The organism is Streptomyces sp. SAS_281, from assembly GCF_052542855.1.
This window is the reverse complement of the sequence record NZ_JBMNDO010000178.1, coordinates 1-11,887: the sequence shown is the minus strand read 5'-3', so window position 1 is coordinate 11,887 and position 11,887 is coordinate 1. Positions and strand designations below refer to the sequence as shown.

Here is an 11,887-nt window from a genome sequence, read left to right as displayed (position 1 = left end):
CCCCCCCCCCCCCCCCCCCCCCCCCCCCCCCCCCCCCCCCCCCCCCCCCCCCCCCCCCCCCCCCCCCCCCCCCCCCCAGTGCCGGGGTGCTCCGGACGGGTGCGCTCAGGACGCGGAACGGGTGTCCCGGCCGGTGGTGAGGTCGGGGGCGGTCAGCGTCAGCGTGGTCGGGGCCTCGCGCGGTGTCGGGACCAGGTGGAGGCGCTGGACGTCCTCGGTCCCCGCGGCGGTGCCGAGGGTCGCGAGGCAGGCGCACGGTTCACCGGTGAAGCCGGCGAAACGGTAGGCGACTTCCATCATCCGGTTGCGGTCGGTGCGCCTGAAGTCGGCCACCAGGTGGGCGCCGGCCCGCGCGGCCTGGTCGGTCAGCCAGTTCAGGATGGCCGTGCCGACGCCGAAGGACACCACGCGGCAGGAGGTCGCCAGCAGCTTCAGGTTCCACACGGAGCCGTTGCCCGTCTCCAGCAGCATGACGCCGATGGCGCCGTGCGTGCCGAACCGGTCGGTCAGCGTGGCGACCAGCACCTCGTGGTCCGGGTCGGCCAGGAACCCGCGCAGGGTGGCGTCGGAGTAGTGCACCCCGGTCGCGTTCATCTGGCTGGTGCGCAAGGTGAGTTCCTCGACGCGGGAGAGTTCCTCCTCGCCGGCCCGTCCGATGCGCAGCTCCAGTTCGAGCGAGCGCAGGAAGTCCTCGTCGGGGCCGTTGAAGCGCTCCTGCTCGGCCGACCTGCGGAACCCCGCCTGGTACATCTCACGGCGTCGCCGCGAGTCGACGGTGACCGTCTGCGGGCTGAACTCCGGGCGGTCCGGCAGCGACAGCACGTCGACGGCGTCGTAGCAGCGGACCTCCGGCGCGTGGAAGGACACCTCGGCGCGCTCGGCGGGCTGGTCGTCGACGAAGGCGATGGTGTTCTGTGCGAACTTCAGCTGTTCGGCGATGCCGAGGACGGCGTCGGACTTGCGGCCCCAGCCGATGTGCGGCAGGACGAAGTACTCGGCGACGCCCAGTTCCTCGAGCCGCGCCCACGCCTGGTCATGGTCGTTCTTGCTGGAGACGGACTGGAGGATGCCCCGCGAGTCGAGCTCGACGATGACGTCGCGCACCGCCTCGGTCATCTTCACGTCGCCGTCCTCCAGCAGAGTTCCCGACCACAGCGTGTTGTCGAGATCCCAGACCAGGCACTTCACCACGTTCGGTTTGCCGGACACGGTCGCGTCCTTCCCCTCTTCGGAGTCACTCGGCATGGGAGAGGGCGTGCTCAGACAGGATCAGCTGGCATATCTCGTTGCTGCCCTCGATGATTTCCATGAGCTTGGCGTCGCGGTACGCCCTCGCCACCACATGGCCGTCCTGGGCGCCCGCCGAGGCGAGGACCTGGACCGCGGCGGCGGCACCGCGCGCGGCGTGGCCGGCGCCGATGTGCTTGGCCATGACCGTGGCCACGACCATCTCCGGCGACTGCGCGTCCCAGCAGGCGCTGGCGTGCTCGCAGGCGCGTGACGCGATCTGCTCGTCGGTGAACAGCTCCGCGATGTGCCGGGCCACCAGCTGGTGCTCGGCCAGCGGCTTGCCGAACTGCCGCCGGTCGCGGGCGTGCGCGGTGGCGGCGGCACGGCAGGCGCGCAGGATGCCGACACAGCCCCAGGCCACCGACATGCGGCCGTAGGCGAGAGCCGCCGTGACGACCAGTGGCAGCGGCAGCCCGGTCCCGCCGAGCACGTTCGCCGCGGGTACCCGCACCGAGTCGAAGCGGAGGTTGGCGTGGCCGGCCGCGCGGCAGCCCATCGGGGCGGCGACGCGTTCGACGTGGACGCCGGCCGCGGTGGTCGGCACCACGACGGCGGCGGCCCCGTCCTCGTACCGGCCGATGACGACCACCATGTCGGCGTAGTACGAGGCGGTGATCCAGCGCTTCTCACCGTCGATGACGACCGTGTCGCCGTCGCGGCGGATGGTGGTGCCGATCGCCGAGAGGTCGCTGCCCGCCTCGGGCTCGCTGAAGGCGACGGCGGCCAGCAGACCGCTCGCCAGGCCCGGCAGGAAGGCGCGGTGCTGTTCGGCGGTGCCGAGCCGCTGGATGGTCCACGCCGCCATGCCCTGGGACGTCATGACGCTGCGCAGGGAGCTGCACAGGCTGCCGACGTACGCGGTGAACTCGCCGTTGGAGCGGCTGTCCGCGCCGCGCCCGCCGTGGGTGGCCGGGATCTGTGCGCTCAGCAGGCCGAGACCGCCGAGCTTGCGCAGCAGCTCCACGGGCAGCAGGCCGGCACGGTCCCAGGCGTCGGCCTGGTCGCCGACCAGGCCGCGGACCGTCTCGCGCTCCTCGGCAAGGATGTCAGCCACGGTCGACCACTGCCTCATGGAGCCTGAGGACCAGGGCGACCATCGACTGGACCGTGCGGAAGTGGTCGAGCTTCAGGTCGGGGCCCGAGATGACGATGCCGTAGGTGCCCTCCAGGTGGACGACGAGCTCCATCGCGAACATGGAGGTGACCAGGCCGGATCCGAACAGGTCGTGGTCGGTGGTCAGGCTGGTCCTGGTCCGGGCCTCCAGGTGGGCGAGGAGCTCCGCCTCGATGGTCTCGGCGGTGATGCCGACCGTGGGGGTGGTGTCATTCGTGGTCACGACAGTGCCTTTCCGTAGGTGTAGAAACCGCGGCCCGACTTGCGGCCCAGATGGCCTTCGCGGACCTTTTCCAGCAGCAGGTCGCACGGCCGGCATCCTTCGTCGCCCGTCCGCTCGTACAGCGCGGCGAGGGAGTCGACGAGGTTGTCGATGCCGATGAGGTCGGCGGTGCGCAGCGGTCCGGTGGGGTGCCCGACGCAGCCCTCCATCAGCGCGTCGACCGACTCCACGTCGGCGGTGCCGGCCTGGACGACGCGCGCCGCGTCGTTGATCATCGGGTGCAGGAGCCGGCTGGTGACGAAGCCGGGCGAGTCCTGGACGACGATCGAGCGGCGCTCCATCGTCGTGAGCAGTGCGACGACGCCGGCCATGGTGGCGTCACCGGTGCGCGGGCCCCGGATGACCTCCACCATCCTGATGAGGTAGGTGGGGTTCATGAAGTGGGTGCCCACCAGCTCCGCCGGCCGTGCGACGGCGTTCGCGAGTTCCTCGATGGGGATGCCGGAGGTGTTGGTGATCAGCGGCGTGCCGGGGCGGACCAGCGCCGAGACCTCGGCCAGTACCTTGGCCTTGAGCTCCGCGTCCTCGGTGATCGCCTCGATCACGGCCGTGGCGTCGGCTCCGGCCGCCGGGTCCAGGGCGGTGGTCAGCTCCCCGGCCGGCCGGCCCTCGGGCAGCGCGCTCATCAGCTGCGCGTGGCGCAGGAGCTGGCTGATCTGGGCGCGGGCCCGGTCGAGTTTGTCCTGGTCGAGGTCGATCAGGACGACGGGGATGCCGTGGCCAAGTGCCGTCGTCGCGATGTTCGCGCCCATCACGCCGGCGCCGAGAATGGTCAGGCGTTGGTTCGGCCACTCAGTTCTCATGGGCTCTTGCACCGTCCTTCGTTGGCCCTTGGAGGGAGGTATGCGCGTCCCAGGCGGTCGCGCGGTGTCGTTCGGTACTGCCGAGGACCTCCGGTGGCGACTCGTCGAACCTGCGGCGCACGTACGAGAGGTCGGCCAGCAGGCCCGCGGAGGTGGCACGGCGGCTGTGGCCGCCCTTGACGAGTCCGGTGAGCGGCAGGGAGCCGATGTCGGCCCAGCGCAGTCTCCCGGCGCCGTCGATGTAGCTGCGGGCGTGGCCCCGGTTGTCCGGGTGCAGGCAGTACGGGATGTCGAGGTAGCCCCGTCGGAACGCCAGGAGCAGCGCCCGGGAGAGGTCGAGGTCGAGGTTGAGGACGGCGTCGATGAGGGCGCGCGCCTCCTGGTAGGTCTGTGAGTCGTCTTCGACGGGGTCCGTGGCCGGCGGCCTGCCGCCACGGGCGACCTGGCCGGCGTACTCGAGTGCGGCGACGTTCTCCTCGATGGTGGGGATGCGCCGGGACTCCGCGACGGTCTTGACGATGATGCGTTCCGAGCCGGTCCTGACGGCCAGTTCCGCCCCCTGGCCCAGGAGGCCGTAGGCGCCGTGGTCGGTCATCGGGTACACGCCCATGTAGGCGTAGATCACGACGTGCCAGTTGTCGGTGGGCAGCATTTCGGCGGCGAGCCGGCGCAGGGCGAACACGGCTTCGATGTCCTGGCTCATGCTGGTCTGCTGCGCGTAGCTGAGGGAGACGCTGCGCACCCCGTAGCGGCAGAAGAACATCGCCTCCAGGACGCTCAGGGCCACCAGCATGCTGGGCGGGCACAGCTGGCCCATCATGCAACCGCCGAAGGTCTCCAGGTGGGGTTCGATGCCCACGGCGCGCAGGGTGGCGAACCGCTCGGTGCACTCCGCCCAGTTGCGGATGGAGTCCGCGAGCGGGGTGCGGCCGTAGGGCAGGCAGTAGGAGACGGGGCCGCCTTCGGTGGCGTTGACACGCAGTTCGATGAGCCGGTCGAAGATGTCGCCCGGGACGGCGGACCCGTGCCGGACCTGCACCGGGAAGAGGTCGTCCCGGATGCCGTCGAGAACCGCTTCGGTGACCTCCGTCCCGTAATTGACGATCGGGTATCCGTTGAGTGCCACGCCGTGGCGGAGGGCCTCCTCCACCGACTGCAGCTCGCCGACGCGGGTGAAGCTGTCCAGGGTGATGGTGCCCACGGTGGTGGCGTCGGCCGCCTTGGTGGCGGCGAGCCCCGCCCGCATGGGGCCGGGGTCACCGAAGCCCATCCTCGGCTGGACGACGAGCCCGCCCTCCCCGCCGGCCCGGCGTACGAAGGCGCCGAAGTCGACCGGCCGGTCACGGTGCGGGGCCCGGCGCACCGAGCGGGCGAGCGAGGTCACGACGCCGCCACGGCCATCTCCGCCGTCCTGCGGGCCGTCAGGGGCAGGGTCTCGACGAAGTCGCGGAACGCCGTGGTGCTGTTGCCCTCGAAGACGGCGTGGAAGCCGGCCGCGACCAACTCGTCGACGTACGCGGTGTCCTCCTCCGCGGACACGCCGAGCATGCCGCCGATGACGAGGGGGACGCCGGCCAGCCGCTCGTCGGAGCGCAGCTTCCCGACGACCCGCATACCGTCCTGGTATCCATGGCCGTTGACGCTGCTGATGACGACCATGCTGGGTGACAGGCCGCCGCATTCGTCGACGAGGATCTCGTCGGGCACGCAGGGGCCGAGGTTGACCACGTCGTAGCCCAGTTCCTCGATCAGCAGCTGGAGGAAGACGAGGTTCCAGGTGTGCGAGTCGGAGGCCATGCTGGTGACGACGACGGTTCCGCGGCTCGGCACGGACGGTGCGGAGCGCGGGGAGATCGGGGTGGGCAGGGCGTTCTTCACTCGGATGCTCCGGGTGCGGTCGGGAGGTACGAGCGACTGTGCTCGATGCGGGAGGCGGAGACGACGTCGTCGCCCCGGACGATCACTTCGGTGGGCGCCGGTCTGCCGAGGAACATCAGCAGGCTCGCCGTGGGGCCGTAGGCGCCCACATTGGGAACGGTGACCAGGTCGTCGGGGCTCAGCGCGGGCAGGGTGATCTCCCGGCCCAGTACGTCGCCCGGTGTGCACAGGGGGCCGACCAGGCTGGCCGACTCGGTCTCGGCGCCGGCCTGCGGCTGGACCGCGACGGGCAGCAGCCGGCCGAGGCCCGACATGCCGCCGAAGGTGTTGATGCCGGCGTCGGTGATCACGAACTTGCGGCCGCGGCTGACCTTGACGTTGCTCACCGAGGCGAGCAGCGTGCCACTGGCGCCGATCAGGAAGCGGCCCGATTCGCAGGCCAGCCGGGGGGTGCCGGCCCGCCAGTCGGGGAAGTGCGTGTCCAGGGCGGCTTCGAGTTCGGCGCGCAGCTTCGGGTAGTGGCCGCGCTCGCCGGGGACGCCGTACGGGACGGTGAATCCGCCGCCGATGTCGAGGTAGTCCAGCGGGATGTCCAGCCGGCGGGCGAGTTCGGCGGCGCCCGCGATGGTGTGCTGGAACTCGCCGATGAGGGCGTTCTCGTCCTTGGCGTTGCTCAACGGGAAGTAGTGCATCCCGCGGACCTTGACGCCGGGCGTGGCCAGTACGTCGGGCAGCAGGTCGCCGAGCGTCTCGCTGTCGAAGCCGAACTGGGACGGCGTGCCCGTCATCCGGATGCTGCTGGTGGCGGTCGCCGACGCGCTGTTGACGCGCAGCAGGATGTCGGCCACGACGCCGTGTCCGGCGGCGGCCTCGCCGACCCGGCGCACGTCGGTGACGGAGTCGGTGGAGAACAGCCGCACGCCCGCGCCGATGGCCTCGCGCAGTTCGCCGAGGGTCTTCCCGGGGCCGGTGTAGAGGCACTCCGAGCCGTCGAAGCCGGCTTCGAGGGCGGCGGCGAGCTCACCGGTGGAGCTGATCTCGGCGCGGCAGGAGCGGCCCTCGCCGTCGCGCAGGGCGCGGACGAGGCCGGGGTGCGGGTTGGCCTTCAGGGCGTAGTAGAGGTCGAACTCCTCGGGCAGCGCGTCGAACAGCTCGTGCCGGGCCGCGGTGATCTCGTCCAGGTCGTAGACGTACAGGGGTGTGCCGAAGCGCACCGCCAGGTCCTCGTGGCTGGTCACGTGTCGTCCCCTTCGAGCATGTCGATGAGCGCCTGGCGGGCGTTCTTTCCGTGCAGGGTCAGCGGCAGCTCCGGGATGACCCTGCACAGGGCGGGCACCTTGGCGGGCTCCAGTCGTCGGGCGAGTTCCTTGAGCACCACGGTGGGCGCCAGGTCGCTCTCCACGAAGATCGTCAGATCGCGGCCGTCGGTGGGCGGGAGCACGGCGGCGACGCGTACGCCGGTCACGTCCATGGCCGCCGCCTCGATCTCGACGGTGCTCATGCGGATGCCCTTGCGCTTGAACATGTCGTCGCGGCGGCCCTCGAAGTAGAGGTAGCCGTCGGCGTCGAGGCTGCCGTAGTCGCCGGTGTGCAGGCGGAGTCCGCCGGTGGCCGGGTCGCGGCGGAAGGCGGTGGCCGTCTGTTCGGCCGCACGCCAGTAGCCGGGCATCACGTGCGGGCCCGCGGCCACGATCTCGCCGGTCTCGCCGAGCGGGAGCTCCTCGCCGTCGGGGCCGAGGATCAGCACCGAGGTGCCGGGCAGCGGGCGTCCCACGGACTGGGGCCGCTCCTGGTCCTCCTCGGGCGGCATGATGGAGATCCGCTTGCACTCCGTCTGCCCGAACTGGCGCACCACTCGTACGCCGGGGAACGCCTCGCGCAGGGCGGCGATGGTGGGGGCGGGCAGGGCGGCACCGGTGTTGGTGAACATGCGCACGGGGGGCGCGGGCTCGGAGTCGCGCGCGGTCAGGGTGGCGATCATCGCCGCCAGGGAGGGCACGATCGGGACGATGGTGGCACCGGTCTCCCGCATGCGGCGCAACAGCAGCAGGTCGGATTCCTCGCCGGCCAGGACGAGCTCGGACCGGCCGAGGCAGGACAGCAGCACCTTGTACAGGCCGTAGTCCCAGGAGAGCGGGAAGCGGCAGAAGACCACGTCGTCGGGCCGGTAGCGCAGCTCCGCGTTGATCGCGGAGGACGCGAAGGTGGCCTGGCGGTGCGGACAGATGACCGCCTTGGGCGCGGCGGTGGAGCCGGAGGTGTAGACGAGGGCCGCGATGTCCTCCGGCTGGACGTCCACGGTGACCGCCTCGGGCTCCCTGGTGGCCAGGGCCTCGATGTGGGGCCAGACGACGGAGAGCTCGTGGACGGCTACGGCGGTGCTCTCGCGCAGTCCGGGGGCGGACGCGGCATCGCCGATCACCAGGGCCGGCTCGGCGTTGTCGAGGACCGATGCCAGGTGGTACCGCTTCATCGCCGGGTTCAGCGGGACGAACACGGCTCCGCTGCGCGCGACGCCGTAGAAGAGGGCGACCAGCTCGACCCGGCTGGGCAGCTGCACGACGACGCGGTCGCCGGGGCCGACGCCCTGGCCGCGCAGCCAGTGGGCGACGGCATGGCTCAGTTCGTTCAGCCGCCGGTAGCTCAGTTCCGCGACGAAGTCACGCACGGCGCAGGCGTCGGCCGCCTCCGCCACGGCGTCGTCCAGCAGGGTGTGGACGAGGGTGCCCTGCGGGTAGGCAAGGTCCGCGGCACGACCGGTCAGTTCATTTTGGGCATGCAAAGCCATTCTCCGATCTGGAAAAGGCGGGCCGGGTCGAAGGGCGGTGCACGGGGAGGGAAGCCGGTCCCCATGCACCGGTCCCTCACTCGTCGATCAGTTCCAGCGCGTCCGCCGGGCAGACGTCGATCGCTTCCAGGATGCTGTCGCGCATCTCGGTGCCGGGGTCCTGAATGAGGAGGAAGACTCGGCCGTCCTCGTCGTTCTGCTCGAACAGGTCCGGCGCGGCGAGTACGCAGCAGCCGGCGCCGACGCACCGATCGTCATCAACCAGCACACGCATGATGTGTTTCCTCCGTTACCAGGTGACCGGGAGCTCGTGGATGCCGTGGATGAGCGCGTGCTCCCGCACCCGCAGATCCTCGGCCGGAGTGGCGAGACGCAGATCGGGAATACGCGTGAACAGCGTGGTGAGGGCGATCTGGAGCTCCAGACGCGCGAGGTTCTGCGCGACACATCCGTGGACGCCGTATCCGAACGCCAGGTGATTGCTCGTACCCCGGTGGATGTCGAAGACGTCGGGGTTCTCGAAAACGCCGTCGTCGTAGTTGCCGGCGACGCGGGAGGTGATGATTCCCTCACCGGCGCGGATCAGGACGCCCCCGATCTCGATGTCCTCGGTGGCGACCCGGGAAGTGCCCCAGTCGTTGGTGCTGGAATAGCGCAGCACCTCTTCGACGACCTTGGGGGCGAGGGACGGGTCGCTCTTGAATTCGGCGAGCTGCTCGGGGTGCTGGAGCAGTGCCAGGACGCCGAGCGTGAGGTTGTTGGCCGTGGTTTCGTGGGCGGCGCCGTTGAGCACGTTGGTCATCCACGCGACGTCTTCGAGGCTCAGGCCGTGGCCCTCGCGCTCGTTCTTCGCGATGACCCGGCTGGGCAGGTCGTCCCCGGGGTTGGCGGCCTTCTCGGCGATCTGCTTGCCGAGGTACTCCTCCATCTGGCCGATGATGCGGATCTGCTCCTCCGGGCCGGTGGAGCTGTTCATCAGCGTGCCCGACCAGTTCTGGAAGACCTCGCGGTCCTGGAAGGGAATGCCGAGGATCTCGCAGACGACCTGCGAGGGCATCGGGATGGAGAGGGCCTGCACCAGGTCGAGCGGGCCGCCCTGCTCCAGCATCCGGGTGATGTAGTCGTCGATGATCGACTGGATGCGCGGGCGCAGCTTCTCGAGTGTCTTGACGCTGAACTCCGGGCCGAGGAGGCGGCGCTGCACCGCGTGCTCCTGGCCGTCGAGGTTGAACAGCCCGCGCCGGACCGACTGGACGTAGGAGTCGTCCACGTTGATCGGGATCGGGTATCCGGGCAGCTTGATGTTCGCACTCAGCCGCGGGTCGCTGAGGATCTGCCGGATCAGGTCGTATCGGGTGAAGAGCCAGGCGGGCCGTCCGTTGACGGCGACCGTCACCTTCGACACGGGCTCCTTTTCCCGCAGCTCGGCGTACTCGGACGGTGCTCCGAACGGGCAGCGGGCTGCCAGGGGAAAGGGACGCCTTTCCGCCACGCCGGCATTCTCCGCTTCAGCAATTTCGGTCATGATTCCCCTCTTTGGGACTGGGCTTCGGCGGGTACTCCACCAGATGGCCGTGGGCGACGGGCCGTGGATCCGCGGGTGACGCAAACAAACGCTCTGAGCCAGAGGCTATTCATCCGCGGGGCGCGTTCAGCACCCCTAACGACCCCTAAACGGCGCCAGTTCGAGCCGGCGCCGCCCCAGCGGCGCACGCGGCGGCGAGCTTGGCCCGATCGGTCTTCCGGTTGGAGTTCAGGGGCAGTTCGGCCAAGTGGCGGTACTCGCGGGGCCACATGCCGTGGGGCAGCACCTCGCGCAGCTCGCGGGCCAGTACGGCAGGGGGCACCGGGGTGCCCGTGTAGAAGACGACGAGTTCGAGGCCGTTGTCCGAGGGCCGGGTGACGGCGACGGCCTCGGTGACCGACTCGCAGGCACGCAGGGCGTGTTCCACCTCGGCGAGCTCCACCCGCCAGCCCTGGATCTGCACCTGGGAGTCCAGCCGCCCGAGGTAGATCAGCTCGCCGTCGGCCAGCCTGCGCACCCGGTCCCCGGTGCGGTACCAGGTACGGCCCCCGTGCGGATGGAACCTGCCCCCCTCGTCGGCCGGGTCGAGGTAGCCGCGGACCATCTGGGGCCCGGTGACGCACAGTTCGCCCTCGTCCTCGACGACGCTGCCGTCCTCGCCGATCAGCATGTGATCGTGTCCGTCGTTGACGGCACCGATGGGAACCAGACCGTTGACGCACTTGGCGGGGGATTCCTCCGGCGACCAGCGATGGCCGGTGATGGTGACGGTCAGCTCGGTCGGCCCGTAGATGTTCTCCAGTACCGAGCCGGGTGCCGCGGTCTGCCAGTCCACTGTGTCGGCGGCGGTGAGCGCCTCGCCGGCGAACAGGCTCCAGCGCAGGCCCGGCAGGCTGCCCGGCGCCAGTCCGCTCAGCCTGCGGATCAGGGAGATGGCGCTGGGGGTGGAGAACCAGACGCTGATGCCGTGTTCGGCGACGAAGGCCGGGATGTCACGGTAGGCACGTGGGGGCACGGCCTGCACGGTGGCGCCCGCACCCCAGGCGTTGAACAGGTCGAACATGGCGCAGTCGAAGTTCAGGTCGAAGGTCTGCGAGAAGACGTCGCCCTGGTGGAAGTCGTAGCGCCGGTCGAGCAGTTGGAAGTAGTGGTGGGTGTTTCCGTGGGTGATGGGCACACCCTTGGGGCGGCCGGTGGAGCCCGAGGTGAACAGCATGTAGGCGCTGTCGGTCTCTTCGACGGGCCGCGGCTCGGTCAGGGCGTGGCCGGCGGAGGGTTCCAGTGCGCGGCGCCCGGTCGGGACCTGCGCACCGCCGGCCGGGAGCACCGGGAACGCCGTGTCGTCGGCCCCGCAGTCGGCCAGGCGTGCCAGGCCCGGCCCGTCGGCGATGACGGCGGAGACCTGCGCGAGCTCCAGCATGTGCCGGGTGCGGGCCGCGGGGAAGTCGGGGTTCAGGGGGACGGCGGCGGCGCCGGTGTAGAGCGCGGCCAGCAGTCCGACGTAGGCGTCGATGCCCTTGTCGGCCAGCACGCCGATCGCGCGGGGGCGCTCCTCGGCGCCGGCGAGCAGGGAGCCGGCCCAGGACAGGGCGCGCTCGTGGACCTCCTCGTAGCTGAGGGCGTCCGGCCCGACGCGTACGGCGGTCTTGCCGGGGTCGAGCCGCAGGCCCCGCAGGAACCGTGCGTGCAGTGCTGTACCGGACATCTTTCTTTCCTTTCTTCACGCCCCAGAAGAAATGGGGGCAAGTAGGGGGTGCCTTCGCTGCATGCTTGGCATATCGTCACAACGAAAGCCATTCCGTCGCATAGTCAGACAGATTTCGGAGACGCCATGTGGGACGAGCAATTCGAAGAGCTCCTGCGCAAGTATCTGCCGTTCTTGGGCACCCATGAGGAGCTCGCCGGCGATACCAGCCTGCGCGATCTCGGACTCGATTCGCTCGGCACGGTCGAGATGATGGCATCGCTGGAGAGCATGTACGACGTGCGCTTCGTCGACGAGATGCTGACCATGGAGACCTTTGCGACACCGGACGTACTGTGGGCCTCGCTCCGCAAGATTGCCGCCAGCCCCGCCGGATAAGACGTCCCGGAAAGCAGATATGCCCTTCGGAATCCTGACGATAACGGAGGGCATATCTGTTGGTGCTGCGAGGTCTTCCCCCTAGCGGGTGTGCGGCCCCGGGGGGGGGGGGGGGGGGGGGGG

12 protein-coding genes are annotated in these 11,887 nt (G+C 70.3%); 1 reads left to right on the top strand and 11 read right to left on the bottom strand.

The features are described 5' to 3' along the window. Positions 1-105 precede the first annotated feature (105 nt). The 11 genes from ACN6LM_RS36145 to ACN6LM_RS36095 form a co-directional block, all read right to left on the bottom strand. The gene (locus ACN6LM_RS36145) at positions 106-1,245 is read right to left on the bottom strand and encodes an HAD-IIIC family phosphatase (RefSeq protein ID WP_445069661.1); all 1,140 of its coding nucleotides are present in this window, start codon (positions 1,243-1,245) and stop codon (positions 106-108) included. After that, positions 1,235-2,344, bottom strand: a complete 1,110-nt coding sequence (locus tag ACN6LM_RS36140) for an acyl-CoA dehydrogenase family protein (RefSeq protein WP_445069660.1) — start codon at positions 2,342-2,344, stop codon at positions 1,235-1,237. Before ACN6LM_RS36140 ends, ACN6LM_RS36145 begins: the two co-directional genes overlap by 11 nt. Then, positions 2,337-2,627: an acyl carrier protein gene (locus tag ACN6LM_RS36135; RefSeq protein ID WP_445069659.1), complete on the bottom strand. Its 291-nt coding sequence runs from the start codon at positions 2,625-2,627 to the stop codon at positions 2,337-2,339. Before ACN6LM_RS36135 ends, ACN6LM_RS36140 begins: the two co-directional genes overlap by 8 nt. Next, positions 2,624-3,490 (bottom strand): 3-hydroxyacyl-CoA dehydrogenase family protein, encoded by an 867-nt coding sequence (locus ACN6LM_RS36130; RefSeq protein WP_445069658.1) that lies wholly within the window; start codon positions 3,488-3,490, stop codon positions 2,624-2,626. The genes ACN6LM_RS36135 and ACN6LM_RS36130 overlap by 4 nt, the downstream gene beginning before the upstream one ends. Continuing rightward, positions 3,480-4,874 (bottom strand): methylaspartate mutase, encoded by a 1,395-nt coding sequence (locus ACN6LM_RS36125; protein WP_445069657.1) that lies wholly within the window; start codon positions 4,872-4,874, stop codon positions 3,480-3,482. The genes ACN6LM_RS36130 and ACN6LM_RS36125 overlap by 11 nt, the downstream gene beginning before the upstream one ends. Then, positions 4,871-5,368 (bottom strand): cobalamin B12-binding domain-containing protein, encoded by a 498-nt coding sequence (locus ACN6LM_RS36120; RefSeq protein ID WP_445069656.1) that lies wholly within the window; start codon positions 5,366-5,368, stop codon positions 4,871-4,873. The genes ACN6LM_RS36125 and ACN6LM_RS36120 overlap by 4 nt, the downstream gene beginning before the upstream one ends. Further along, positions 5,365-6,606 carry a type III PLP-dependent enzyme gene (locus ACN6LM_RS36115; protein ID WP_445069655.1) on the bottom strand — a complete coding sequence of 414 codons (1,242 nt, stop codon included), beginning with the start codon at positions 6,604-6,606 and terminating at the stop codon, positions 5,365-5,367. The genes ACN6LM_RS36120 and ACN6LM_RS36115 overlap by 4 nt, the downstream gene beginning before the upstream one ends. Next, positions 6,603-8,156 carry an AMP-binding protein gene (locus ACN6LM_RS36110; RefSeq protein ID WP_445069654.1) on the bottom strand — a complete coding sequence of 518 codons (1,554 nt, stop codon included), beginning with the start codon at positions 8,154-8,156 and terminating at the stop codon, positions 6,603-6,605. Before ACN6LM_RS36110 ends, ACN6LM_RS36115 begins: the two co-directional genes overlap by 4 nt. Before the next feature lie 76 nt (positions 8,157-8,232). Beyond that, complete coding sequence (locus ACN6LM_RS36105) at positions 8,233-8,430, bottom strand: ferredoxin (RefSeq protein WP_391269634.1); 198 nt, start codon at positions 8,428-8,430, stop codon at positions 8,233-8,235. Positions 8,431-8,445: 15 nt separating this feature from the next. Continuing rightward, positions 8,446-9,561, bottom strand: coding sequence for a cytochrome P450 (locus ACN6LM_RS36100; protein ID WP_445069653.1), 1,116 nt, complete (start codon positions 9,559-9,561; stop codon positions 8,446-8,448). A gap of 265 nt (positions 9,562-9,826) precedes the next feature. After that, on the bottom strand, positions 9,827-11,386 hold the full coding sequence (locus ACN6LM_RS36095; RefSeq protein ID WP_445069652.1) for an AMP-binding protein: 1,560 nt from the start codon (positions 11,384-11,386) through the stop codon (positions 9,827-9,829). 126 nt (positions 11,387-11,512) lie between these two features. Between ACN6LM_RS36095 and ACN6LM_RS36090 the strand changes: the two genes are divergently transcribed. Next, positions 11,513-11,764 (top strand): phosphopantetheine-binding protein, encoded by a 252-nt coding sequence (locus tag ACN6LM_RS36090; RefSeq protein WP_445069651.1) that lies wholly within the window; start codon positions 11,513-11,515, stop codon positions 11,762-11,764. Positions 11,765-11,887 lie beyond the last annotated feature (123 nt).

Excerpts from the sequence above, each read along its gene's own strand:
- ACN6LM_RS36145 (WP_445069661.1), bottom strand. The coding sequence starts at position 1,245 with ATGCCGAGTGACTCCGAAGAGGGGAAGGACGCGACCGTGTCCGGCAAA.
- ACN6LM_RS36130 (WP_445069658.1), bottom strand. The coding sequence starts at position 3,490 with ATGAGAACTGAGTGGCCGAACCAACGCCTGACCATTCTCGGCGCCGGC.
- ACN6LM_RS36110 (WP_445069654.1), bottom strand. The coding sequence starts at position 8,156 with ATGGCTTTGCATGCCCAAAATGAACTGACCGGTCGTGCCGCGGACCTT.
- ACN6LM_RS36105 (WP_391269634.1), bottom strand. The coding sequence starts at position 8,430 with ATGCGTGTGCTGGTTGATGACGATCGGTGCGTCGGCGCCGGCTGCTGC.
- ACN6LM_RS36095 (WP_445069652.1), bottom strand. The coding sequence starts at position 11,386 with ATGTCCGGTACAGCACTGCACGCACGGTTCCTGCGGGGCCTGCGGCTC.
- ACN6LM_RS36090 (WP_445069651.1), top strand. The coding sequence starts at position 11,513 with ATGTGGGACGAGCAATTCGAAGAGCTCCTGCGCAAGTATCTGCCGTTC.